Annotated in this window: 23 protein-coding genes; 16 read left to right on the forward strand and 7 right to left on the reverse strand. The window is 63.7% G+C overall.

Annotated features, from left to right (window positions below; genetic code table 11):
• Positions 1 to 57: 57 nt before the first annotated feature.
• The gene (gene ligA / locus BM357_RS10510; protein ID WP_074952742.1) at positions 58 to 2,121 is read left to right on the forward strand and encodes an NAD-dependent DNA ligase LigA; all 2,064 of its coding nucleotides are present in this window, start codon (positions 58 to 60) and stop codon (positions 2,119 to 2,121) included.
• Between the two features lie 85 nt (positions 2,122 to 2,206).
• Here the strand turns inward: ligA and BM357_RS19865 are convergent, their stop codons facing one another.
• Positions 2,207 to 2,353, reverse strand: coding sequence for a hypothetical protein (locus tag BM357_RS19865; protein WP_175511507.1), 147 nt, complete (start codon positions 2,351 to 2,353; stop codon positions 2,207 to 2,209).
• A gap of 225 nt (positions 2,354 to 2,578) precedes the next feature.
• Here BM357_RS19865 and BM357_RS10515 point away from each other — a divergent pair, with 225 nt between their 5' ends.
• The 5 genes from BM357_RS10515 (at position 2,579) to rlmD (ending at position 8,360) form a co-directional block, all read left to right on the forward strand.
• A complete protein-coding gene (locus BM357_RS10515; RefSeq protein ID WP_074952745.1) occupies positions 2,579 to 3,544 on the forward strand; it encodes an MraY family glycosyltransferase in 966 nt (321 codons plus the stop codon).
• Between the two features lie 187 nt (positions 3,545 to 3,731).
• Positions 3,732 to 4,022: an Asp-tRNA(Asn)/Glu-tRNA(Gln) amidotransferase subunit GatC gene (gene gatC, locus BM357_RS10520; RefSeq protein WP_074952748.1), complete on the forward strand. Its 291-nt coding sequence runs from the start codon at positions 3,732 to 3,734 to the stop codon at positions 4,020 to 4,022.
• A gap of 2 nt (positions 4,023 to 4,024) precedes the next feature.
• Positions 4,025 to 5,470: an Asp-tRNA(Asn)/Glu-tRNA(Gln) amidotransferase subunit GatA gene (gene gatA / locus BM357_RS10525; protein WP_074952753.1), complete on the forward strand. Its 1,446-nt coding sequence runs from the start codon at positions 4,025 to 4,027 to the stop codon at positions 5,468 to 5,470.
• Positions 5,467 to 6,903: an Asp-tRNA(Asn)/Glu-tRNA(Gln) amidotransferase subunit GatB gene (gatB, locus tag BM357_RS10530; protein WP_074952756.1), complete on the forward strand. Its 1,437-nt coding sequence runs from the start codon at positions 5,467 to 5,469 to the stop codon at positions 6,901 to 6,903. The genes gatA and gatB overlap by 4 nt, the downstream gene beginning before the upstream one ends.
• Positions 6,900 to 8,360 (forward strand): 23S rRNA (uracil(1939)-C(5))-methyltransferase RlmD, encoded by a 1,461-nt coding sequence (rlmD, locus tag BM357_RS10535; protein WP_083430403.1) that lies wholly within the window; start codon positions 6,900 to 6,902, stop codon positions 8,358 to 8,360. The genes gatB and rlmD overlap by 4 nt, the downstream gene beginning before the upstream one ends.
• Positions 8,361 to 8,421: 61 nt before the next feature.
• On the opposite strand, the gene BM357_RS10540 is transcribed toward rlmD, so the two are convergent.
• Positions 8,422 to 9,030 carry a hypothetical protein gene (locus BM357_RS10540; RefSeq protein WP_074952762.1) on the reverse strand — a complete coding sequence of 203 codons (609 nt, stop codon included), beginning with the start codon at positions 9,028 to 9,030 and terminating at the stop codon, positions 8,422 to 8,424.
• A gap of 102 nt (positions 9,031 to 9,132) precedes the next feature.
• The gene (locus tag BM357_RS10545; protein ID WP_139234664.1) at positions 9,133 to 10,386 is read right to left on the reverse strand and encodes a hypothetical protein; all 1,254 of its coding nucleotides are present in this window, start codon (positions 10,384 to 10,386) and stop codon (positions 9,133 to 9,135) included.
• 398 nt (positions 10,387 to 10,784) lie between these two features.
• Here BM357_RS10545 and BM357_RS10550 point away from each other — a divergent pair, with 398 nt between their 5' ends.
• From BM357_RS10550 to ssuE, 6 genes are all read left to right on the forward strand, one after another.
• Complete coding sequence (locus BM357_RS10550; RefSeq protein WP_425426538.1) at positions 10,785 to 11,042, forward strand: YezD family protein; 258 nt, start codon at positions 10,785 to 10,787, stop codon at positions 11,040 to 11,042.
• Positions 11,043 to 11,273: 231 nt separating this feature from the next.
• Positions 11,274 to 12,032 (forward strand): ABC transporter ATP-binding protein, encoded by a 759-nt coding sequence (locus BM357_RS10555; protein ID WP_074952768.1) that lies wholly within the window; start codon positions 11,274 to 11,276, stop codon positions 12,030 to 12,032.
• A gap of 74 nt (positions 12,033 to 12,106) precedes the next feature.
• A complete protein-coding gene (locus BM357_RS10560; RefSeq protein WP_083430416.1) occupies positions 12,107 to 13,129 on the forward strand; it encodes an aliphatic sulfonate ABC transporter substrate-binding protein in 1,023 nt (340 codons plus the stop codon).
• Between the two features lie 14 nt (positions 13,130 to 13,143).
• On the forward strand, positions 13,144 to 14,019 hold the full coding sequence (locus tag BM357_RS10565; protein ID WP_074952769.1) for an ABC transporter permease: 876 nt from the start codon (positions 13,144 to 13,146) through the stop codon (positions 14,017 to 14,019).
• An 86-nt stretch (positions 14,020 to 14,105) separates the two neighbouring features.
• Positions 14,106 to 15,419 (forward strand): LLM class flavin-dependent oxidoreductase, encoded by a 1,314-nt coding sequence (locus BM357_RS10570; protein ID WP_074952771.1) that lies wholly within the window; start codon positions 14,106 to 14,108, stop codon positions 15,417 to 15,419.
• Positions 15,420 to 15,526: 107 nt separating this feature from the next.
• Positions 15,527 to 16,087: an NADPH-dependent FMN reductase gene (ssuE, locus tag BM357_RS10575; protein ID WP_074952774.1), complete on the forward strand. Its 561-nt coding sequence runs from the start codon at positions 15,527 to 15,529 to the stop codon at positions 16,085 to 16,087.
• Between the two features lie 241 nt (positions 16,088 to 16,328).
• Here ssuE and BM357_RS10580 read toward each other — a convergent pair whose 3' ends face one another.
• Entirely contained in the window at positions 16,329 to 16,751 is a 423-nt protein-coding gene (locus tag BM357_RS10580) for a YmaF family protein (RefSeq protein ID WP_342741616.1), read from the reverse strand.
• A 246-nt stretch (positions 16,752 to 16,997) separates the two neighbouring features.
• Positions 16,998 to 17,645 (reverse strand): cation efflux transmembrane domain-containing protein, encoded by a 648-nt coding sequence (locus BM357_RS10585; RefSeq protein WP_245783941.1) that lies wholly within the window; start codon positions 17,643 to 17,645, stop codon positions 16,998 to 17,000.
• Positions 17,646 to 17,848: 203 nt separating this feature from the next.
• On the opposite strand from BM357_RS10585, the gene BM357_RS10590 reads away from it, so the two are divergent.
• Positions 17,849 to 18,109 carry a metal-sensitive transcriptional regulator gene (locus tag BM357_RS10590; protein WP_074952780.1) on the forward strand — a complete coding sequence of 87 codons (261 nt, stop codon included), beginning with the start codon at positions 17,849 to 17,851 and terminating at the stop codon, positions 18,107 to 18,109.
• Positions 18,110 to 18,352: 243 nt separating this feature from the next.
• A complete protein-coding gene (locus tag BM357_RS10595; RefSeq protein ID WP_245783942.1) occupies positions 18,353 to 19,843 on the forward strand; it encodes an FTR1 family iron permease in 1,491 nt (496 codons plus the stop codon).
• Between the two features lie 170 nt (positions 19,844 to 20,013).
• On the opposite strand, the gene BM357_RS10600 is transcribed toward BM357_RS10595, so the two are convergent.
• Both BM357_RS10600 and BM357_RS10605 read right to left on the reverse strand, forming a co-directional pair.
• Positions 20,014 to 20,976: a 3-hydroxyacyl-CoA dehydrogenase family protein gene (locus BM357_RS10600; RefSeq protein ID WP_074952783.1), complete on the reverse strand. Its 963-nt coding sequence runs from the start codon at positions 20,974 to 20,976 to the stop codon at positions 20,014 to 20,016.
• 111 nt (positions 20,977 to 21,087) lie between these two features.
• Positions 21,088 to 22,242, reverse strand: a complete 1,155-nt coding sequence (locus BM357_RS10605) for a glycosyltransferase family 4 protein (protein WP_074952786.1) — start codon at positions 22,240 to 22,242, stop codon at positions 21,088 to 21,090.
• Positions 22,243 to 22,433: 191 nt separating this feature from the next.
• Between BM357_RS10605 and BM357_RS10610 the strand changes: the two genes are divergently transcribed.
• Both BM357_RS10610 and BM357_RS10615 read left to right on the forward strand, forming a co-directional pair.
• On the forward strand, positions 22,434 to 23,540 hold the full coding sequence (locus tag BM357_RS10610) for a 5-methyltetrahydropteroyltriglutamate--homocysteine S-methyltransferase (RefSeq protein WP_074952789.1): 1,107 nt from the start codon (positions 22,434 to 22,436) through the stop codon (positions 23,538 to 23,540).
• Between the two features lie 2 nt (positions 23,541 to 23,542).
• Complete coding sequence (locus BM357_RS10615) at positions 23,543 to 24,895, forward strand: amino acid permease (protein ID WP_074952904.1); 1,353 nt, start codon at positions 23,543 to 23,545, stop codon at positions 24,893 to 24,895.
• Positions 24,896 to 24,950: the final 55 nt, after the last annotated feature.

A 24,950-nucleotide genomic window follows, 5' to 3' on the forward strand; every position in this document is an offset into this window, starting at 1 on the left:
GGACCCAACGACGCATGCGGGAAAGCCATGGACACGCGATTTGAAGGAGGAGGCCCCATGACCATCCCCGTCCCAGGGACGGAGGCGGAGGCGCGCGCCCGCGCGGAGGCGCTGCGGGAAACCATCCGCCATCACGATTACCTCTATCATGTGCTGGATCAGCCGGAGATCCCGGACGCCGAATACGACCAGCTGATGCGCGAACTGTCGGCCATCGAGGCGGCGTACCCGGCGCTGGTGACTCCCGACTCTCCGACGCAGCGCGTCGGCGGGCCGCCGCTCGAAGGTTTCGTGAAGGTGCGCCACGACATACCCATGCTGTCGCTGGCCAACGCCTACAGCCCGGACGAGATGCGCGAGTTCGACCGGCGCGTGCGCGAGGCCGCCGGACGCGCCGTGCGGTATGTGTGCGAGCTGAAGATCGACGGCCTGGCGGTCAGCCTGCGCTACGAGGGCGGGCGATTGGTGCGCGGGGCCACGCGCGGGGACGGCGAGACCGGCGAGGACATCACCGCCAACATCCGCACCATCCGCGCCGTGCCGTTGGTGCTGCGCCAGCCGGTAACCATCGAAGTGCGCGGCGAGGCGTACATGCCCAAGCCCGCTTTCCTGCGCCTCAACGAGCAGCGCGAGGCCGCGGGCGAGCCGTTGTTCGCGAATCCGCGCAACGCGGCGGCGGGATCGCTCCGCCAGTTGGATCCGAAGGTCGCCGCGTCGCGCGGGCTGTCGATGTTCGCCTACGCCCTGGCCGAATCCGATCCCCCGGCGCCCGTCGCCACCCACAGCGAGGCGCTCGCCTGGATGGCCGACCTGGGGCTGCCCGTCAACGCCAGCTATGCCGTGTACGACAACATTGAGGACGTGATCCGGCACATCGAGGCGTGGGCGGACAAGCGGCACGACTTGCCCTACGCCACCGACGGCATGGTGGTGAAGGTGGACGATCTCGCCGTCCAACAGGCCCTCGGCGCCACGGCGAAGAGCCCGCGCTGGGCCATCGCGTACAAGTACGCCGCGGAACAGGCGGAGACGGTGCTGCGCACCATCGAGCTGAGCGTCGGCCGGACGGGCGCCGTGACGCCGACCGCCGTGTTCGATCCGGTCTTCCTCGCAGGCACCACGGTGACGCGCGCGTCCCTGCACAACGAGGACCTCATCCGGGAGCGGGATATCCGCATCGGCGACGTCATCGTCGTGCAGAAGGCTGGGGACATTATTCCTGAAGTGGTGCGTTCGCTGCCCGAGCGCCGCACCGGCGACGAGGTCCCGTTCCGGATGCCGGATCGCTGCCCGCAGTGCGGCGAACCCTTGCACCGCCTGCCCGACGAGGTCGCGTGGCGGTGCATCAACCCGGCCTGCCCGGCGCTCATCCGCGAGGCGCTCATCCACTTCGCGTCGCGGGACGCGATGAACATCGTCGGGCTCGGCGAGCAGTGGGTGGACGCGTTGCTCGCCCATGGGCTGGTGCGGGACGCCGCGGACCTGTACCGCCTGACGAAGGAACAACTGCTGGGCCTGGAACGCATGGGGGACAAGTCCGCGAGCAACCTGCTGGAGTCAATTGAACGGAGCAAGGGCAACTCGCTGGAGCGGCTCCTGTTCGGCCTCGGCATCCGGCTGGTCGGCGAGAAGGCGGCCAAGACGCTGGCGCGCAACTTCGGCGACCTCGACGCGCTCATGGCGGCGGATGTCGACGAGTTGACGGCGATCCGCGAGATCGGCCCGAAGATGGCGGAGAGCATCGTCACCTACTTCCGGGGCGAGGGGGCCCACTCGCTCGTCGCCCGCCTGCGGGAGGCCGGGGTCAACACCCGCTACCTGGGCGCGGACGGCCCGGGCGCGGAGGGCGCCTCGCTCCCCTGGGCGGGCCGGACGTTCGTGCTGACGGGCACGCTGCAGGCGATGGACCGAAAGACGGCCGCCGGATGGATTGAGCGGTTTGGCGGTAGCGTGGCAGGCAGCGTCAGCCGCAAGACGGATGTGGTGGTCGCGGGGGAGAAAGCGGGATCGAAACTGGACAAAGCGAGGGCGCTGGCCGACAGTGGACAGGCGCCCGGGCTCGAGATTTGGGACGAGGCTGTGTTCCTCGCTCGCCTGCGCGATCTCGGTGCCTCCGTGTAACCCGCCGCGCGGGTCCGCTGTCCAGTGGAGTGCGCCCGTGCGAGCGCCCGGACTGGTGCCGGGCGCTCCCTCCGGGGATCGGCCGTCACTTCTGGCCGCGCACGAACTCGGAGACCGTGTACTTCTCCTCGCTCTTGGCATGGAACCAGGTGACGCGCGTGGACAACCGGCCCAGTGCAAACACGACCGGGACGCCGATGACCAAAGCGAGGATCAGTTCGTTCTGGGTCAACATCCATCCCTCCCTGTGGGATTGGAATTGCCGGCGGCGGCCGCCTCATCCCATATGTATGTACAAGGTCCGAAGAGTATAATGGGATTCGGTTCAACCATCCGCGCGCCGTTTCGACAAAAACCGCGCCCGGCCGCCGAATGGCTGTAAGGATCCTGCCGCGCGGTCTGCGGCGGCACGCGGCGTACGCAGGTCTTGGCTCAGGTTCAGGAAGGGTGTTGCCGTTTGGGAACGCATCCGGCGTGGTATTACATCCTGAGTTTTCTCACCGCCTTCGTGATTGTCTACGCGCTGGTGCCGTACGTGCGCCGGTTCGCCCTGCGCACCGGCTTTGTGGACCGGCCCAACCAGCGCAAGATCCACAAGGAACCGGTGCCCCTGTTGGGAGGGCTCGCGCTGTACGTCGGCGTCGTCGTCACCTCCGCGCTGTTTGGTCATGCGGGAAACACCTTCTGGGGCATCGCGGTGGGCGGCTTCCTCATCTTCGCCATCGGTGTGGTGGACGACTACTACAAGACGCGCGGCCGGGATTTCAAAGCGCTGCCGAAGTTTCTCACCCAGATTCTCGCTGCCGTGGTTTTGCTCTGCTTCGGCGTGAGCATCGGCGGCGTGACCTTGCCCTGGGGCGGGACGTATTACACGTTCCCGGAGTGGTTGTCGTGGGTGGCCACCATCCTGTGGGTGGTCGCCATCACCAACATGATCAATTTCCTCGACGGCGTCGACGGGCTGGCCGCCGGATTGTCGGCAATCTCGGCGATGTCGCTGTTCTTTATCGCCCTCCTGAAGGGGCAGGCGGCCATGGCCGTCTTCGCCGTCGTCCTGATGGGCGCAGCGCTCGGGTTTTTGCGCCACAACTTCCACCCGGCGCGCATTTTCATGGGGGACGCGGGCGCGACGTTCCTCGGCTACGTCCTGGCCGCCATCGCCGTGGGCGGCGCGTTCAAAAGCGCGACGCTGGTGTCGCTGGTCGTGCCGGTGCTGGCCCTCGGTGTGCCCATCCTCGACACCATCTGGGTCGTCATCCGGCGCGTCCGGGAGAACCGGCCCATCTACGTGGCCGACAAGGGGCACACCTTCCACCTCCTGATGAAGTCGGGGCTCAGCCAGGTGCAGACGGTGGCGTTTCTGTACCTGCTCGGCGTGTGCTTCTCGCTGGCCTCCATCGTCGTTCTGCTCATGTCCCATTGAGGCGCTGACCTGTGCGGGGCACTCCGGCGCGGCGGTCCATGCCGCCGGTGCCCCCAAAGCCCGTCGTGCGGCGCGGCCTCTCGATGTGCTATAATCCCCAACGAATGCCCTGCCTGTGACATCCTGCCGGGCCGTGCACCCACGCGGTGGACGAGCGTCCGGCGTTTCGCTGTGAGGAGGGAACCTCGTGAAAATTTCAGCCGACACCGTCCGCCATGTGGCGAAATTGGCGCGCCTGGCGGTCAGTGAGGAAGAGGCGGCCCGGCTCGCGCCGCAGTTGAGCGACATCATCGGCTACGCGGACGAGCTGCAGGCGGTCGATCTCGCCGACGTCCCGCCCACCAGCCACCCGTTCGCACTGGTGAACGTGCTGCGCGAAGATGAACCCCGGCCCAGCCTGCCGCGCGAGCGCGCACTGGCGAATGCACCGGACACCGACGGCGAGCAGGTGCGCGTGCCGGCCGTACTGGAGGGTTGACCATGGCCGTACATACCGTCAAACAGATCATGGAGTCCCTGCGCCGGCGGGAGAGCAAGCCGTCCGAGTGGGCGGAGGCGTCGCTCGCCCGCATCCGGGCGTTGGACGAGCGCATCGGCGCGTTCCTGCACGTGGATGAGGCGGGTGCGTTGGAGGCGGCCCGCCGTCTCGACGGCGAGACGCCGAACCACCCGTTGTTTGGCATCCCCTACGCCCTGAAGGACAACCTGTGCACCGAAGGCATCCCAACTACGGCCGCCAGCCGCATCCTCGAGGGATACGTGCCGCCGTATTCGGCCACCGTGGCGGACAAACTCCGCCAGGCCGGCGGGGTGCTCGTGGGGAAGACGAACCTGGACGAGTTCGCGATGGGATCGTCCACCGAGAACTCCGCCTACAAGAAGACGCGCAACCCGTACAATCCCGCGTGCGTGCCGGGCGGCTCCAGCGGCGGATCGGCCGCGGCGGTGGCCGCCGGGATGGTGCCGTACGCGCTGGGTTCGGATACCGGCGGATCCATCAGGCAACCGGCATCTTTCTGCGGCGTCGTCGGGCTCAAACCGACCTACGGGCGCGTCTCCCGTTACGGGCTGATTGCGTTTGCCTCGTCGCTGGACCAGATTGGCCCCTTCACGCGCACCGCGGAGGACGCGGCGTACGTGCTCCAGGCCATCAGCGGGCACGATCCCCTCGACTCCACGTCCGCCCCGGAGCCGGTGGACGACTTCGTCAGCGGCCTGGATCGCGGGGTGAAGGGCCTGCGGATTGGCGTCGTCCGCGACCTGAGCCAGGAAGGGCTCGATCCGGAGGTGGGGCGCCTGGTCGAGGCGGCCATCGCCACCCTGGAGGGGGCGGGGGCCGAGGTGGTGGAGGTGAGCCTGCCGCACATGCACTACGCGGTGGCGACCTACTACCTCATCGCGCCGGCGGAGGCTTCCTCCAACCTGGCCCGCTACGACGGCGTCCGCTACGGCAAGCGCGTGTCCGGCGACTCGCTCATCGACATGTACGAGCGCACGCGCAGCGAAGGGTTCGGCATCGAGGTCAAGCGGCGCATCATGATTGGCACCTACGCCCTGTCATCCGGGTATTACGACGCTTATTACCTGCGCGCGCAGAAGATGCGCACGCTGATCCGGGAGGACTACCAGAAGGCGTTCGAGACCTGCGACGTGATTGCCACGCCGACCGCGCCGACGCCGGCTTTCCGGCTCGGCGAGAAGGTGGACGATCCGCTGCAGATGTACCTCAACGACATCTACACCATCCCCGCCAACCTGGCCGGATTGCCGGGCATCAGCGTGCCCTGCGGCCTGACCGAGGCCGGGCTGCCGGTGGGGCTGCAGTTGGTCGGCCGGGCGTTTGACGAGAAGACGTTGCTCGCGGCCGCGCACGCGTATGAGCAGCTGCGCGGATTCGAGATGCCGCTGCCGGGGGTGGAGCAATGACGACGCAGTTTGAGACGGTCATCGGCCTGGAAGTGCACGTGGAGCTGAAGACGAAGACAAAGATCTTCTGCGGCTGTTCCACCCAGTTCGGCGCCCCGCCGAACACCAATGTCTGCCCGGTGTGCCTGGGCCACCCCGGCACCCTGCCGGTGCTCAACCGCGAGGCGGTGGAGCTGGCCCTCAAAGCGGCGCTGGCGCTCAACTGCCGCATCAACCAGGACTGCAAGTTCGACCGCAAGAACTATTTCTATCCGGACCTGCCGAAAGGGTACCAGATCTCCCAGTATGATCAACCCATCGGCGAGGACGGGTGGGTCGAAATCGACGTGAACGGAGAGCGCAAACGCATCGGCATCATCCGCGTGCACCTGGAGGAGGATGCGGGCAAGTCGATGCACGCGCCGGATGGGTCGCACTCGTTGGTCGACTACAACCGCACGGGTGTGCCGTTGATTGAGATTGTGTCCAAGCCGGACATCCGCTCGCCGGAGGAGGCGCGGCTGTATCTGGAAGCCATCCGCTCCATCATGCAGTACTGCGACGTCTCCGACTGCCGCATGGAGGAGGGGTCGCTGCGCTGCGACGCGAACATCTCCCTGCGGCCGGTGGGAGAGACGAAGTTCGGCGAGAAGACGGAGCTCAAAAACATCAACTCCTTCCGGTTCGTGCAGAAGGCGCTGGAGTACGAGGTGCAGCGGCAGACGGAGGTGCTGTCGAGCGGCGGCAGCGTGGAGCAGGAGACACGCCGGTTCGACGAGGCGACGCAGACGACGGTGTCCATGCGCACCAAGGAGGAGGCGCACGACTACCGCTATTTCCCGGAGCCGGATCTGGTGCGTTTGCAGGTGGACGACGCGTGGCTGGCCCGGGTGCGCGACAGTTTGCCGGAGCTGCCGTTGCAGAAGCGGGATCGATACGAGCGCGAGTTCAACCTGCCCGCGTATGACGCGGGGGTGCTGACCAGCGACATCGGGGTCGCGACGTACTTTGAGGCGGTGGTCGCCGCGGGCGCGGACCCGAAGGCGGCGAGCAACTGGGTGATGACGGACGTGCTCGGGTACGTCAACGCCCAGGGCCTGAGCATCCAGGAGGCGCCGGTGTCCCCGGCGCAGTTGGCAGGCCTCATCGCCGAGGTGAACAAGGGCACCATCTCCATCAAGCAGGCGCGCGACGTGTTCAAGATCATGTGCGAGACGGGCAAGGACGCGCCGACGGTGATCCGCGAGCACGGGTTTGAGCAGATCAGCGACGAGGGAGCGTTGGCGGCCATCATCGACGAGGTGATTGCCAATAACCCAAAGTCGGTGCAGGACTACCTGAACGGCAAGGAGAAGGCGCTCGGCGCCCTGGTCGGTCAGACGATGAAGGCGACCAAGGGCAAGGCCAACCCGGCGGTGGTCAACAAGATGATCCTGGAGCGCATCGGCAAGTGACCGGACGCGGAATGGACGTCGGCCCCGGCCACGGGGCCGGGCCGGCCGGCGGGCCGCCATGCGAAGCTGCCGCTGGGCCAGCCGGCGGTGCTGGGGCCGGAATGCCCGTGCGGCCGGGGGATCGATATGCGGTGGAGGCGGTGCGCCTCAACGACGACGGCGACGGCGTGGCCTCCGTCGGTGGGCTGACGGTGTTTGTGCCAGGCCTGCTGCCGGGGGAGCAGGCGGACATCGAGATCACCGCGGTCGAGCGGCGGTTCGCGCGCGGCCGGATCGTATTGCGGCGGGGTGACGCGCAGGCGCGTGTCGCGCCGCCGTGCGCCGCTTTTGGGATCTGCGGCGGGTGCCAGCTGCAGCACCTGGCGTACGATGCGCAGCTTGCGCACAAGCGCGAGGTGGTGGTGCAGGCCCTTCGGCGGATCGCGCGGATGGAAGGCGTGACGGTCCATCCCACCCTCGGCATGGCGGCGCCTTGGCGCTACCGCAACCAGGTGCAGGTGCCGCTCTCGTTCGATCCCGCGACCCGCTCCCTCACTCCAGCCTTCTTCGCCCCGGGAAGCCATGCGCTGGTCCCGGTCCCGGGCTGTCACCTGGAGCCCGTGGAAATGGAGCGGACCATCCGTGCGGTGGCGGACGAGCTGACCAGTTCTCTCGGGGCTCGCGCGGCCCGGGTGCATCACCTGATTGTCCGGCAGTCATTCACGACGGGGGCGCAGATGGTGGTGTTCGCGGCCGAGGCGGAGGATGTGCCGCTCGAGGAGGTGGCCCAGCGCGTCTTGGCCATCCCGCCGGTCGTCAGCGTGGCTCGCACGGTGCAACCCAACCGGCACGGTCTGGTGTGGGGACGCACCGTGGACGTGTTGGCGGGGGATCATCACCTGACGGAGCGCATCGGCGATCTGGAGTTTCTCATCTCGCCGCGGTCGTTCTTCCAGGTCAACACGCTGCAGGCCCGCCGCCTGTATGAGACGGCGCTCGCGTATGCGGAGGTGCGGCCGGGGGACCGGGTGCTCGACGGCTATTGCGGGACGGGCACGTTGGCGCTGATGTTCGCGCGACGGGTGCGGCAGGTGGCGGGGATTGAGGCGGTGGCGGCGGCCGTCGCCGACGCGCGGGTGAACGCGGCGCACAACGGGATCGACAACGCGTCGTTTGTCACCGGCCAGGTGGAGCGGGTGCTGCCTCGCTGGACGGCGGAGGGCCGGCGCTTCGACGTGGTGTTGCTGGATCCGCCGCGGCGCGGCTGCGATCGGCGCGTGCTGGACGCGGTCCTCGAGGCCCGGCCACGGCGGGTGGTGTACGTTTCATGCAACCCGGCGACTCTCGCGCGGGATCTGCGCGTGCTGTGCGACGGCGGCTACCACGTGGCCGAGGTGCAGCCGGTGGACATGTTTCCGCAGACGAGCCACGTGGAGTGCTGCGCGCAGCTGATCAGAGAGGATGGGGACAAGAAGTAGCCTCCTGTGGTCCAAAATCATCTTCCGCCCCGGCGAGATGCCGGGGCGTAAATTCCCACGATTAACTGAGAGGGTTTCCGATGGATTCCAGGTGATGGATGATGCCCTCCGGGAATTCGAATTGTCCGATGTAGTTCACCGTCAGGATGATATAGGTCTTATCTTTTTGGAAGTAGTACACTTTCGTTGTGGGGAACTCATCCCACTCGTAATAATCAAATCCGTCTGTGGTGGTTTTGTGGACCCATGGAACGGGTGAGAAGCCCGCGACGGGTCCGCTGGGATCTTCCGCAACCATGATCCCTGTGCCCTGATGTTGCATTTGCCATCTCGCCGGTGAAACGGGTGTTTCCCGAATGTCGATGGTGGCATTGTTCTCTGTTCGCATACGGAAGGTCATGTTTCCGTCCGAATCAAATCCGTCAAGCTGCGGATTCGCTTCACCCAGTCCACCGGTGACGATGTACACTTCATGATTGTGAGGAGTCGTGGCTACCTGGAAGTGGTCGATGGCTGCTCTGATGGCATTCATCGTCTTCTGATCGAAGTCGTCATTCGGTAATATGTACGGCTTTGGAAGGCTGGACTTGGCCGTTTCTTGTTGATAAACCCATACGCTAACCACTTGATAGCCACATACTCCAAGCAGGAACAGCAATACAGTCCCCAAAATGATCCCATGCTTTCGAATGATGGGGAATCACTCCTTCGAATGGAATCCACAACGTACATGAATTGAAGATGAATACTCGAGGCAAGAAGTCACCCTCTCTTACTTATGGTTCTTGACGTAATATCCCTGCTCGACGGAGTAACCGGGGAGTGGGGCCGGCGGCTGAGCGTGAAAGTGCTTGCGAAGGTCCGGCGCACTGGTATAGGCCACATACGCGTATGGCAACGGATTCTTCAAAAGGGTCTCCAGGTCGGCCAAGAGTTTTGCCCGCTGTTGAAATGCCTCGCTGTTTTCCTCGAGGGGGAAGTTCACAGCCCAAGCAATGTCATGCGGCAACGTCCCGTGGACGTACCACAGCGGACTTAAAATCCATGAATTCCAAGGAATGTTCGTTTTTCCTCGCATGATGTACTCATTCCACAGCAATGCAACACTGTCCGCTCCGGTTTCCACCACTTGCTGAAGTGCCTTCAGCATATCCTTCTCGTCCTGTTTCTCCACGCTCGCCGGTTCCGGCTGGACAACCTGTGTTTTGAAGGTTGCCGATGGCTTGGCAGGAAACACGCCAAGCCACGATCCCGTCCCGATATAGACCACTCCATTTTGTTCTGCGAAAGCTGGTGTCACACCCCAGGTGTCCACCGACGATGTCGATGGCGGAATGGAGTACACGAACGTCTGACGCGTATCGGTGTTGATGGCAACAATGCGGTCCCATACCCGGTAACCCCACACGAGTTCTGGCAGCGGCGGATCCCCGGGGCCCTTCATGGCCAACCAAAGCCACGGACCGCTTTCACCGAGAATACGATTGTCAAATGAACCGGGGTCTCCGGGGGGCGGGTTGACCTCGGATGCATACCCCGGAATCGAAGGCGGGAGAGAGAAGACGGCCTGGCCATCGTGAATGAGCGTGACGGTCACGGGACGATGCCCGTTCATTGGGCCAAATTTGAGGCTCCACTGTCCGGAGTAGCCAACAGGTGCTTCTGCCGGATGGCTTTGCGAGGTAAATGCCCACGTGCTCAAATGAAGGGGGGCCGCAGCGTACACATCGTTCATCAAGCCGTCAGACTGCACCGTTTGCGCAGCAATCACCGTCAGCACTGAATCTTGTGGTTTCAGACCCACGATTTGTGAATTGGGGCCAAAAGCCGATGTGAGGTCCAAATAGCGCCAGCCGAAAGAGATGTCAGAAGCCGGTGACAGGGGTGAAGTGACGTTTTTCGGTGTCGCCGTCTTGTTCTTGTTTTGTGGTTCGCCTGGTGCAATGGCGGTCGTACCCGTTGCACATCCTGACAGGATGACAATGGATACCAGTACGCATAGACCTGCCCTTGCGACCTGCATCATCATCACCCTCCGCACAGGGCTCACACGATCCATGACCTATCCCATAAGCACGATACTGCAGGAGTGCCACATATCGAAACATCCCAAAATTCATATTATCATACGTCTGGGCATGCAATTCGAAGCGACCGAGGGTCAGAGAGGTGGTGGGCCGTCGTGAAGGAGAAATTCCCGCTGTTCGTTGTCCTGGTGGGAATATCGGAACGACATCGGATCCCCGAGCACGAAGGGATAGATCAAGGGCCCTTGCGTTCAGCGGCTTTCGGGTGGGCGAACTGTTGACAACAGGCAGAAAACCCCCTATACTTGCGACATCAATTCATTTATTGTCTATTTGTTTACTAAGCATTATGCCGTGTCGTCCATGAACGGTCTGTGTTTGCAAGGAGAAGGCGGGAGTGCAGTCGTCTTCGGAACTTTTCAGATCGGTCGCGGGGGTGGCAGACGAAGCGATGGGGAATGAATTCGACGAGGTCTGGAAAGAACGCATCGCGGAGAGCCTGAGCGGCATGCGGTACGGCACGGTGGAAATCACCGTCCATGACGGTCAAATCGTGCAGATTGAACGCCGCGAACGCATCCGGCTGGAACTTCCGAAGCCGTCCGGCCATGCGAACCCGGCGGCGCGCGCGGGTTCCGGACGCAAGAAGGGTTGATGAACGACCAATTGGATATCCACCGACCAGACCACTGGAGGTCCTCTCTCCCCAACCCGGGGATGGAGGGCCTTTTTGTATGGAGGCGGCTGAAGAGGAGGTGACAGCCCGGTGAAGCGTCTGATGGCGGGACGTCTCTGTAGTCGGTGAAAGATGAGGCGCAGGTGAAGCGACTGGTGCCGCAGGGGTGTGTTGGCGTGCGGGGCACAAGCGTTTGGGAGGGGGTGGATCATGTCCGCGGTCACCGTCGAACTGGAGCACAAATCTTTTCACTCGGAGCACGGCGAGGTTCAGGTGCTGCGTCCCATTCAGCTGCAGATTCACCCGGGTGAATTTGTCACCATCATCGGGCCGAGCGGTTGCGGGAAGAGCACGCTGTTGAAGATCCTGGCGGGCCTGGACACGGAATACCGGGGAAGCGTGTGGATAGACGGTCAAAAGGTGGTCCGCCCCGGTGTCCAGCAAGGATTCGTCTTTCAGGAACACCGGCTGTTCCCGTGGATGACAGTGGAACAAAACATCGCCGCAAACCTGTCGTTGAGAGATCCGCAGATCCGCGCGAAGGTGGACCAGCTGACCGAGCTGGTGCGCCTGAAAGGCTTCGAAAGGGCGTATCCGAAGCGACTTTCCGGCGGGATGTCGCAAAGGGTCGCCATTGCCCGGGCGCTGCTGCGCGACCCCAAGGTGCTGTTGCTGGACGAACCGTTCGGTGCCCTGGATCCGTTCACGCGCGCGCACTTGCAAACGGCGCTGCTGGAGGTCTGGATGCGGAAAAAGATCACGATGATTCTCGTGACGCACGACGTCGACGAGGCCGTGGTGCTGGCGAACCGGATCGTCATCATGACACCGAAACCGGCCGCCATCCAGGCGGTGATCCCGGTGGACCTGCCCTACCCGCGGCAGCGGGTGGACGGGGCGTTTCAGGAGATCCGCAACCAGATTCTGCGCGCCTTGAGCGACCAAGGAGTGTGGACCGCGGCAGAATGACCGGATCGTGAGACGGGACATGGATGACCGCGCATTCTGGAAGGAGGTGCCGCACAGAAGTGTTCAACGGGCGGATGATTCGAAGACTGGTGGCTTGGTTGTCTGTCTCTTCCACTTTGCTTGGGCTGTTGGCCGGCTGCGGGAGCGGAGGAAATCAGGCCAATGCGGCTGCGAATGGCACGTCGGCGCCGGGGCAGACCATCACGGTGAACATCGGCGTGCAACAGAGCATCGGACCGCTGTGGCTGGCCAGGGAGAAGGGATGGTACGAACAGGCCTTTGCCAAGGTCGGTGCCAAGGTGAACTGGATCGAATTTCAAAGCGGCCCTCCCTACTTTCAAGCGATTGCGTCCAACCGGCTCGATTTTGGTCAGGTGGGGAATGCGCCTGTGATTGTGGGGCAGGCGGCCGGGGTGGATTTCAAAGAGATTGGCATCACCGGGACCGGGCGGTACGGGGACGCCATCATCGTGCCCAAAGGTAGCCACGTGCAAACCCTGCAGGAGTTGAAGGGCAAGAAAATCGCAGTGGCCAAAGGCAGCGCGGCGTACAGCCTGTTGTACACCGCCCTGGACAAGGCGGGGCTCAAGCCGTCGGACGTACAGATTGTCCCGCTGCAACCGAATGAGGCGCAACCCGCTTTTGAATCGGGTGCGGTGGATGCGTGGGCTATCTGGGATCCGTTCATCACGCTGGAAACCCAGCAACATGGCGCGCGGGTCCTCGCGAACGCCAAGTCCCTTGGGGTGCTGGTTCCCGGGTTCACCATCGTGCGGACGCAGTTTGCCAAACAACATCCGGATTTGGTGGTGCTCTTCCTGCAGGTGTACCAGCAGGCGCTGAACTGGCAGAAGCAGCATCTCGACGAAGCGGTGGAGGAGTATTACAAGGCCAGGAAGATTGACAAGTCGGTCATCCGGACCGTGATTTTGAACAGTGAGTCGGTCAGTGCACCCGTCACGCCGGACGTGGTGGCCAGCCAGCAGAGCACGGCGGACTTTCTCTACCGGCTGGGCGAACTCAATCGCCGGATCGACGTGTCGGCGGTGGTGGACAACTCTTTCATCAACAAGGTCAACCAAAGCAGCGGAACCTAGGAGGGATGCGGCGAATGAATCCGTCCAATCAGGACGCCGTCTATCCAGCCGTTGGCATGTCCCGCAACGCGGCATCTGACCGGGCGGTGACCCGGTTGTCGCATCCACGGTTTCAAAGGGCCTTCGCAGGCAGAGGCGGCAAGCTGCTTCAAGGGGCGTCGCTTCCCCTGGTGGTTCTGGCGCTTTGGCAAGTGGCCAGCTCGCTGGGCTGGGCGCCGGAAACGCTGCTTCCGTCTCCGGTCAACATTGTACGGGCGCTGGCTGATCTGGTGTCCACCGGGGAGTTGGTGCATGACATCGAAATCAGTCTGCTCCGCGCGCTCTTTGGCTTCTTGCTGGGAGGAACGCTCGGTTTTGCATTTGGAATGGCCGCCGGACTTTCCAAACACTTTGAGGGCTTTACGGATCCGACCATCCAGATGGTCCGCACCATCCCTCATCTGGCCATCACGCCGCTGTTCATTCTTTGGTTTGGCCTCGGCGAATGGTCCAAGGTGCTCCTGATTGCGCTGGGCGCGTTCTTCCCGCTGTATGTCAACACCTTCACGGGAATTCGCAACGTGGACGCCAAGTTGTTTGAGGTCGCCCGCATCCTGGAATTCAATCGCCTCCATCTGGTGACCCGGCTGATGTTGCCCGCTGCGCTTCCGAACATCTTGCTCGGACTGCGGCTTTCGTTGGGGGTTTCCTGGCTCGGGCTCGTGGTGGCCGAATTGATGGGTTCGAGTGCCGGGGTTGGCTACTTGATAGAAAATGCTTCCCAATTCTCGCAGACCTCGGTCGTGTTTGTCGGCCTCCTCATCTTCGCCGCGGTGGGGAAACTGTCCGACTCTCTCGTACGGTGGCTGGAGCGCCGCCTGTTGCGGTGGCGGGACAGCTATGGAGGTTGAGCAAGCAAACGAATGCGCGTTGCATTCGATGGTCGGCCGTGCGGGATCGGCTTGGGGATCGAAACGTTCATACGGGGGTGAAATCCATGGGTGCAAACCATCGCATGCTGCACCTGAACCTGTTTATCAACGGCATGGGCCATCACGAGGCGGCCTGGCGCCATCCCAGCGCCCGGCCGGAGCGGCTCACCGACATTCGATACTATCAACACCTGGCGCAGGTGGCCGAGGAAGCCAAGATGGATGCCGTGTTCTTGGCGGACCGCGTCTCCACCTCTCCCCGTGCAGTGCAATCGGGGACGGTTTCAGGATTTGAACCGTTGACGCTTCTGTCTGCGCTCGCGGTGAGCACCAGCCGCATCGGGTTGATTGGGACTGTTTCCACCAGTTTCAACGATCCGTTCAACCTGGCCCGCCGCCTGGCTTCCCTCGACCACATCAGCCGGGGGCGAGCGGGTTGGAACATTGTCACGTCGGGGACGGACCAGGAAGCGCAGAATTTCGGGTTCGAAAAAATTTCGAGCCACGCCGAACGCTACGAACGCGCTCGGGAGTTTGTGGAGGTGGCCCTGAAACTTTGGGGCAGTTGGGACCGGGACGCACTCGTCTTGGACAAGGAGAGAGGGGTGTTCGCGGATCCGGAAAAGGTTCATGAACTGAATCATCATGGACGGTACTACCGTGTGCGCGGTCCGCTCAACGTTCCTCCCCTGCCGCAGGGACATCCGGTGCTGGTTCAGGCCGGGTCCTCGGAAGATGGAAAGGCGTTTGCGGCGGCTTTCGCCGAGGCGGTGTTCACGGCGCAGCAGACCGTGGAAGAGGCGCGCGCATTCTATGCCGATTTCAAGACGAGGGCGGAGAGGCTCGGGCGAAACCCGGATCACGTGCTGATCCTGCCGGGGATCTGCCCCATCATCGGGAGGACGGAGGAGGAGGCCAAGGAGAAGGAGGCCCAGCTTCACGGGTTGTCCGATCCCCGCCACAGCCTGCTTCTGCTGTCCAACCGGATTGGGGTGGATCTGACGGATTATCCCCTGGACGCCCCGTTGCCGCCCCTGCCGCCGGCGGAGCAGATTGAAGGTCATCGGAGCCGGACGCAGTTGATTGTGGATCTGGCGCAACGGGAACAGTTGACCGTCCGCCAATTGTTGTTGCGTCTGGCAGGTGGCCGGGGACATCTCACTTTCGCGGGGACGGCCAAACAGGTGGCGGACTTTATGGAGGAGTGGTTCGTCACCGGGGCGGCCGACGGGTTCAACGTCATGCCGCAGCTCATGGAGGAGGGGCTGAACGATTTTGTGAACCTGGTCATTCCAGAGCTGCAACGGCGGGGGTTGTTTCGCACCGAATACACCGGGGTGACCCTGCGCGATCACTATGGTGTACCGGCCACACGATGAACGGTGCGCCTTTCGGATCGAGTCGGCTTGACTGAACGTGTGCGCCTGCGCCATCGTCGGGGGACTCCGGATGGCGATGGGAATCTGCGCAAAAGAAGGGGATTGGAATGGGGCATGTGACCATTATTGCCGGCAGCCCGTCCGCCACATCCAGGCTTTCCGGGCTGTTGCGGATCGTGGAAACGCAGCTCGTGCAGGAGGGATACGATGTCACCTGGGTGAATGTCCGCGATCTGCCCGCGGAAGACCTTGTGTACGCCCGGACGAAAAGCCCGGCCATCCTGGCCACCTGTGAGCGGTTGGAGAAGTCGGCAGGGGTCGTGGTGGGGACTCCCGTCTACAAAGCCGCTTACACAGGGCTGCTGAAAACTTACCTGGACTTGCTTCCGGAGAAGATTCTGTCCGGCAAGGTGGTGCTGCCCGTCACCATTGCAGGAACGATGGCGCACCTGTTGGCCATGGAGTACGCGTTGAAACCCGTCCTGTCCGTGCTCGGGGCGAGCGAGTGCCTCAAGGGCGTCTTTGCCCTTGAACAACAGGTGACGTGGACCGACAGCGGAGCCGCGGATGTGCATCCGGACGTGGTGAGACGCCTCACCGACGCGATTCAGGAGATGACGTCCTCCATCCGCCGTAACCACGCTGCGATTGAACGGGCACTGCTGTGATCCGCTGTAACCCGCCGGTGGAATGCCTCGGCTGCCCCTGCACCGGGGTCTCACACGGTCTCCACGGCCGATGCCGGAGTTGTCCGACCGTACAAGGTACGCTTTCTCCCCCTGTGCGAAAGGGGGAGAAAGCGTGCTTGGTCAGCATGACCGAAGCGGTGATGGGCAACGGATTCATCCACACCTGTCGTATGGCTGAACGTGCATGCCATCGTTCCTTGCGAACGCACGTCGGAGGGTGTCATACCGGCATTTCATTCCCGGTTCGACCGCTGTACGAGTGACGGTGTGGGATTCTCCCATTCACGGTGGTAACTCCGGCAAAAACATGGTAGTGGCCCCCACCGGGGAGTGGTATGGCAGGTCCCGTACGGCCGCTGAGGAAATGGCGGTGTCCATCGTTGAACGTCGTTTCGGTGGAATATGCATGAGTATGTGGTATGCCGCTGGGAGCGGGCTCGGTCACCCCGGCGTATCCATGCCGATGCCCCACGTCAAACGACGTGATACCCGAGAACCCGTGCGTATGAAGGACTCGACCATCCCACGTAACCAAGAAAATCTCATGGGAATGAGTGCCCTCGCTGCCCGATCCATCCGGCTCATACACGACACCGAAGACCTGTTCCACCTCATTCATCTCGACCCCTCGCTTCGAATGCATTGGCGTCCCAATCTCCTGATTGCCGCTCTCCCTGAGACAGTGATATGCCCTGCAGAAGCGCACGGTATGGACGAAGCCCTAATTCGCACTGTGCTCCAGCCTATTGTCCGAATTTTGGACAACTTCGTTGTGGATTCATCAGGCACAAAGGGGGACAAAAGAAAAAGGCCCTGGTTGATGACCAGAGCCTCATCGTTCGCCGCCGGATGGAAAAGCCAGAATAGCAGGGTACACCATCCGGACACGTCAATCGTGGCACCCGCCGCATCCGCAAGCGTCCGGCTTCCCCCGCGCCTCTTCGATGGCCTCCCAGCCTTCCTTCGCCACGAAGTACACCAGGGCGAGCGCCGCTACGGCGTCGGCCCACCACCAACCGAACAGGGCCGTGAGGGCGACACCGGCCAGCACCGTCCACGCCATGTAGGCGCAGACGATGCTGCAGGCGCCATCCGCACGCAGCGCCTGGCTGCCGATCTCGCGCCCAATCCGTATTTTCGCCCGGGACAGGAAGGGCATCAGGACTCCCGACGCGATGGCCAAGGCCACGCCGAGGGGACTCGCTTCCGCCCCTTCGTGGGTCCACAGTTTGTGGAGCGACGCGATCACGATGTACACCGCCAACAACAGCAGCGCGGTGCCCACGCCCCACGACGCGGTCTTCTCCGCCCGTTCCACCCGTGCCTGGTGGGCACCTTTGGCTTCTATCGAGAGCCGCCACAGCAGGATCAGGCCGGCCGCCAATTCGATGACGCTGTCCGCCCCGAACGCCACCAATGCCAAGGAGCGGGCGAGGAGTCCGCTGGCGATGGCCACGCCTGCCTCCAGGGCCATCCACAGAACGGAGATCCCTTCAATCCAGATCCCCTTTCGAATCGTCGCAGTCTGTCCAGACACTGGGGAACCCTCTTTCATCGTGGATGCTGCCCCCAATCCCCCTCATGCGACCGCACGCATCCGTCGTGCGTTTTCCATCCGCCTGCGGGGTGGGGGAACACGGCTATAGAATACCATATGCGTCAGCGTAAACCGCGACAGGGTGACGGGGTTCGCTTTTGTACGGAGGGGGGTATAATGAGGACCGACAGGGGGTACGTCTCATGGAATACACGGATCCGGTGAAACATCGGCTGCGCCGCATTGAGGGCCAGGTGCGTGGCGTGCTTCAGATGATGGAGCAGGGCAAGTCGTGCAAAGAGGTGGTCACACAGTTGTCGGCCATTCGGGCGGCTGTGGACCGGGTGATCCTGTACGTGGTCGGAGAGAATATGGAGCAGTGCATCCGCGACGAACTGTCGGGGGGCGGCTGCGCGGACAAGGGGATTCGGGAAGCCATCGAACTGTTGATGAAAAGCCGGTGAGAGGCCGAACGCCGGAGACCGGCGAAACATCATGCGAAACACTATGTTAGATTAGACTAATTCTCATCATTTCCGTTTTGAAATCCGTCACAATACGAATTCAAAACATGACTTGTGAAGTCAATTATTATCCCTTAGAATCGTGTTGTGAATCGGGCCATGGCGAGGGGACATCCCAGACCTGGTTTCGCGACGCAACCCGCATCCGGGGTTCACCCGGCGGAGCGGGAAGGAGGGGGACCGGTGGCAAACCGGATGATGCGCCTGCTGGTGGCCGTCGGGCTTTGGCTTGGGCTCGCCCAGCCCGTTCTGAACCAGCCCGTCCTGGCCGACACGCAGGCGGAACACAATGTGGATGCGGCTGCTCAACAGGTGGAGCAAGCGTTGCAGGCGGCCCAGGCCAACCGTCTGGACGAGGCCCAACGGCAGTATGACGGATTCCATCAGCGCTGGTTCCAGATTGAGGATGGCGTGAAACAGGAGTCCGGCAAAGCGTACGCGGACATCGAGGGCGCCATGGGCGAGGTGGAATACGCCCTGATGCAACACGACCAGAAGGCGGCCGTCACGGCGCTCCAGAAGCTCGACCAGGCGTGCGAAGCGTTTGCGGCGGGCCGGTATGGCGCGGATCAGACCGTGATTCCGAAGGACGTCACGCTCGACCAGTTCATCGTCCTGCTGCAGCAGACCAAGGCGGCAGCGGCCGGCGGGAACGTGTCTCAGGCCTTGACGGACATCGCGCAGGTCCGCCAGGTGTGGCTCAGCGTCGAAGGGCAGGTCGTCGCCAAGTCCAGCACGGTCTACAACAACGCGGAGCGCGACATGGTGACGGTCAACGCGATGCTGGCCGCCACACCGCCTGACACGCACGGTGCGATCACGCTGTTGGACACCATGATTGGCTATCTGTCACCTCTGGCCGCACAGGCAGGGTACACGGTGTGGGATGCGGCGATGATCCCGATCCGCGAAGGTCTCGAAGCCCTCCTCGTGGTGGCCGCACTGCTCGCGTTCGTGAAGAAGTCGGGTTCGCGCCGCGGCCGGGCGTGGGTCTGGGCCGGTGTCGGGACCGGGCTCGGCGTCAGCGTGGTGTTGGCGATTCTCGTCAAGTTCGTCTTTTCTTCCGGCGCGTTCGGGCAGAACAACTTTCTCATCGCCGGGTGGACAGGGGTCATTGCGGCGGCGATGCTGCTGTACATGAGCTATTGGCTGCACGGGAAGTCCCAGATTGCCGACTGGAACCAGTACATCCGGACGCAGACCGCACAGGCCCTCGGAACGGGACGCATGTTGTCGCTGGCTTTCTTGTCGTTCTTGGCGGTGTTCCGCGAGGGCACCGAGACGGTACTGTTCATCATCGGAATGGTGAATCAGATCAGCCTGCACCAGCTGATTCTCGGGTTGGCCATCGGACTCGCCGTGCTGGCGGTGATCGCCGTCCTCATGCTGGGGCTCGGCATGAAACTCCCGCTGCGGCCGTTCTTCCTGGTGTCGAGCTTGATAGTCTTCTACCTGTGCGTGAAGTTCACCGGCATGGGCATCCACAGTCTGCAACTCGCCGGCGTCCTGCCCTCCACGGTGACGCCGTGGCTGCCCAGCGTGGACGTGTTGGCGCTGTATCCGTCTTGGCAGAGCGCGTTGCCCCAGGCGCTGCTGATTGTCGCCGCCCTGTCGGTCCTGTTGTGGCGGCAATGGCGTGGCCGGCGGATGGTGCAGGCAGAACACCGCGCTTGACGCCGGCGGCTCTGGCTACCCGGCCACCCGGAACATTCACAACGTGACCCGTCAGACCACGGCCACCCCCGGGACATGCTGCCCGGGGGTGGGTGCAACTGCCGCATGGGCACAACGGGTGCAAGCAGGGCGGGGGACGTCCGGCTTGTGCGGCCGCCCGTCCCCGCTGGTCACCTCGCGCTGTTCCCCGCCGGGGGCAGGGCGTTTCCGCGCTTGATGCCCAACAACTGCAGGAACGCCGCGTCGCGCGCACGGAGGCGTTCCTCCAATTCCCCTGGTGCGTATGAGAAAATGCCCGATCCGGTTTTGGCGCCGAGCATCCCGTCCACCACCTTCTCGGCCAACCAAGCCGGCGGTTCCACGGCGTTCGACAGCACCGGGAACAGGTTGGCGCACACCCGTTGCCAGGTGTCGAGGCCTCCAAAATCCGGGGTGGCCAGGGCGCCGATGAACGCCCAACGGAACCCCGGTCCTTCGCTCAGGGCCCGGTCAATGTCTTCCGCATCCGCCACGCCCTCGGCCAAGAGGTGGAATGCCTCCCGGACCAGGGCTGCCTGCAGCCGGTTCGCGATGAATCCGGGGACGTCCTTCTTCAGGACCACGGGCGCCTTGCCCAGGCGACGGAGCATCGCGACGGCTTCTTGCACCACGTCCTCCCGCGTCTGTGGGCCGCGGACAATCTCCACCAACGGGACAAGCTGCGCAGGGTTGAAGAAGTGGGTGATCACGAACCGCTCTGGATGCTTGGCGCGGGCCGTGAGCTCGGCCAGCGGCAGCGTGGACGTATTGGACGCGATCACGCACGACTTCGCCACCTTTTCCTCCAATTGGGCGTACAGGTCGTGCTTGAGCGGGAGCACTTCCGGGATGGCTTCCGTCACCCAGCAGCTCCCTGCCACGGCTTCCCGCAGGTCGGTGGTCGTCTCCACCCGCGCCAACGCCGCGGTGGCGTCCTCTGCCGTCAACCCACCGACGTCCGCCATGTCGCGCAAACTCGCTTCCATTCGTTGGACGGCATTCGCCAGCACAGATGCATCCACGTCGTACAGTCCGACGCGAAAACCGGCCATGGCGTACAATTGGGCAATCCCGTGCCCCATGACGCCGGCCCCGATGACGCTCACCCGGTCCATCGGTCCCTTGCCCCTTTCGAATTGGCTACCCTGGAAATGCCAGAGATCGCTGAAACCTCACATTCTATTCTGACATTCCAAGAGGAAAGGGGCAAACGGCACCCGCAGGACCTATCCCAAATTCGTCCGCGGACAGAATTTGGCGAACAGAGCCGCATACCGCTTCGCCACACGGTGCCAAGTGTAGTCCTCCGCGCGACGACGCGCTTCCTCCACGTAGGACAGGGCCGCCCCAGGTTGACGGACAATCCGTTGGACGGCATTCGCCACCGCCAATCCGGTGGTGCGCGGGATCACCTCCGCCACCTGGGGGTCGACAAAGTCCGCCAATCCTCCGGAACGCGTCGAGACCAGCGGCACACCCCAAGCCATCGCTTCCAGCGCCACCAATCCGAAGGATTCCTGCCGGCTCGGCACCACGACCACATCGTGGGCCAGGTACACTTGCGGCATGGCGGACGGTTCCCGGAACCCGAGCCAGCGTACCCGTTTCGCCACGCCCAGCCGCCGTGCCGTTTCCCGCAGGTGTTTCGTGTAGGCCTGCGATCCCCGGCCCACGACATCCAGTTGCACGGGCAAACCGCGCCGCCGGAGGATGGCCACCGCCTTCAGCAGACTCTGGACACCTTTTCCTGCCACCAACCGGCCCACAAACAACAATCGCAGTCTGTCTCGCCGCGCCCGCTCGGCGTCCATGGCGGCCGTGGCCAGCCGGATCCCTTCCGGGAGGTCGACGCCGTTGGCAATCACCCGCACCCGGCCGGCGCAGGCGGGATACGCGCTTTCCAGTGTGCGCCACTGCCACCCACTCGGTACGATCACGCAATCGCACTCCGTCAACAGCCGCTCCTGTTGGCGCATGACCAAGTTGCGCAGGGGGCTTTTCGGTTCTTCCCGGACGAGCGAGTGGCAGGTGTAGAAGACCGGTGCGCCGTGCACACGGCCCAGGTGCAGAGCGACGTTGGTAAACGGGACGCTGTGCACGTGGATCACATCCGGGCGGCTGAGACCGAGCTCGGCGGCGAGGTCTGCGACCGGATGGATCTTGTAACGGCGGCGCCGCCGAAGGTAAAACGGCGCCCGCGCGGGCAGGCGGATGACTGTCAAGCCCGCGTCGTGGGTGATCCCGGGCTGGCCCCCGGCGCGCGCGAAGACGGTGACTTCATGTCCGAGATCGGCCAACGCCTGGGACAAACGCGTTGCCACCACACCCAGCCCGCCGATGATGGACGGTCCGTACTCAAACGTAAAGACCCACACGCGCATCGAGCACTCCCTGCTTCCATCGCGGATGATGTGGCCACAGGGTATTCTCCGATGGGACGAGGCGGCACGGATGGCGGCGGAAGTCAAGTGAAAAATGGGTGTCGGCACAGCCATGCGGCCGCGCGGTCCGGGAATGACGGTATAATAGGCGTTGAGGTAAGGAGCGAGATGAGTTCAGAGGAGGACAGCACATGGGACAGTTTGGGGACAGACCCCCGTTCCGGGCCGACCACGTGGGCAGTCTGTTGCGCCCCGCCCGCCTGAAGGAGGCTCGCCGGGCACGGGAGGCCGGGCGCCTTCCGGCGGAGGAGTTGGCCCGCGTTGAAGACGAGGAGATCCGGCGCGTCGTGCGCCAGCAGCGGGACATCGGTCTGCGGGCGGTGACGGACGGAGAGTTTCGGCGTGCCTGGTGGCATTTCGACTTTCTCGAACACCTCGACGGCGTCGAGGCGTATGAGGCGGATCACGGAATCCAATTTCAGCAGGTGCAGACGAAGGCGCGCGGCATCCGCGTCACTGGCAAGCTCGGCTTCACCGGTCACCCGATGCTGGCACACTTTCGCTATCTCCAGTCGGTGGCCGGCGACAACACGGCGAAGATGACCATTCCGAGCCCGAGCATGCTCCATTTTCGGGGTCAAATCGATCCGGCGGTGTATCCGGACCCGGACGAGTTCTTCGCCGATCTCGCGGCCGCCTATCGACAGGCCATCCGGGGGTTCTACGAGGCCGGCTGCCGGTATCTGCAGCTGGATGACACAGCGTGGGCGTACCTGTGCTCGGAGGAACAGCGTGCCGAGATCCGGGCCAAGGGCTGGGAACCGGACGTGTTGGCCCAGCGTTACGCCCGCACCATCCAGGAAGCGGTGGCCGGGCGGCCGGAGGACCTCACCATCACGATGCACATCTGCCGGGGCAACTTCCGCTCGACCTGGATCGCATCCGGCGGGTACGAGCCGGTGGCGGAGGTGCTGTTCACCCAACTGCCCATCGACGGGTTCTTCCTCGAGTACGACACTGACCGGGCGGGAGGATTCGAGCCGCTGCGGTTTGTGGAGCGGACGGACCTCAAGATTGTCCTCGGCCTGGTGACCTCGAAGTTCGGGGAGCTGGAGAAGCCGGACGACCTCAAACGCCGCATCGACGAGGCGACCCGTTTCGTGCCGCTCGAGCAACTGTGCCTCAGCCCACAGTGCGGCTTCGCCTCGACGGAAGAAGGGAACCTGCTCAGCGAGGATGAGCAGTGGCGCAAGCTGGAGCTGGTGGTCAACGTGGCCGGCAGCGTGTGGGGTTGGTGACGATGGAGGACGCACGGAAGCATCCCCCGGCCCGACCGGGGCAGGAGTTGGAGCGGCAGTTGAAACCCCGCCACGTCATCATGATGGCCCTCGGCGGGGCCATCGGGGCGGGGCTGTTCCGGGGATCGGACACCTCCATCAGCCAGACCGGGCCGGGAGCGGTCTTCGCCTATCTCCTCGGCGGGGTCATCCTGCTGATGGTGATGCAGGGCCTCGGCGAGATGGCGGCGCGCCGGCGCGACGCGCGGACGTTTCGCGACCTGGTGTCGCCGGTGCTCGGGCCGTTCATGGGGCACTTTGTCGGCTGGATGTATTGGCTCGACTGGGTGTTGGTGATGGCTGCCGAGACCGCCGCGGCGGCCGGGTTCTTGTCGTACTGGTTCAGCAGCGTGCCCATCTGGCTGCTCGCTCTCATCGTCTCGGTGGCGATGACCGTCATCAACCTGTTTCAGGTGCGCGTGTACGGGGAGACGGAGTATTGGCTGGCGTTCATCAAGATCGCGGTGCTGGCCCTGTTCGTCATCTTCGGCCTCATCCTCTTGTTCACCGGTTTCGGCGGCCATCCGGGGCCCGGTTTTCATCACCTGACCGACCAGGGCGGGTGGTTCCCGCACGGCTGGCACGGTTTTCTGGCGTCTCTCCTGGTGGTGATGTTCTCGTTCGGCGGGACGGAGATGATTGGCATGACGCTCGGCGAGACGGAAGACCCCGAGCGGACCATCCCGCGCGCGGCGCGCGGTGTCATCGTCCGAATCCTCCTGTTCTACGTCCTGCCCATCCTCGTCATCGTGAGCCTGGTGCCGTGGAACCAGTTGGGCAAGGGGGACAGCCCGTTCGTCGCGGTGTTCCAGTCGGTCGGCGTCCCGTACGTGCCGGATCTCATGAACTTCGTCATGCTGACGGCCGTCCTGTCGGCGACCAACAGCGGCATGTATGCCGCCTCGCGGATGCTGTACAACCAGGCCCTGCGCGGGCAGGCGCCGCGGTGGTTCGCACACCTGTCGTCCCGCAACGTGCCGGTGCGGGCCTTGCTCACGAGCACCGTGTTCCTGTACGTCGGCGTGATTGTCGCGTTTTTCGCCAAGGGGCACACGTTCGACTACTTGATGACCATCCCGGGATATTCCGTGATCCTCGTCTGGATCACGCTCGCGTGGGCGTACCTGCGCAGTGGCCGCGCGGGCGTGCCGATCCGTCCCGGCCTGCGCTGGGGAGCGGGGCTCGCTATCCTGGCGCTGGCGCTCATCTTCATCGGCGTGATTGCCACGACGCCGGTATGGGGGACGGCGGTCGTGGCCCTGGTGGTGGTCGTGATCTGCCTCGGCTACGTGGCGGCGCACGGCGTGAACGGATGAATGCCCCGGCGGGGCTGGTTGCGCGGCCAGTTCGCATTTCCGTACACTGAGAGAG

It is taken from the genome of Paenalicyclobacillus macrosporangiidus, from assembly GCF_900116805.1.
Taxonomy (GTDB): domain Bacteria; phylum Bacillota; class Bacilli; order Alicyclobacillales; family Alicyclobacillaceae; genus Alicyclobacillus_H; species Alicyclobacillus_H macrosporangiidus.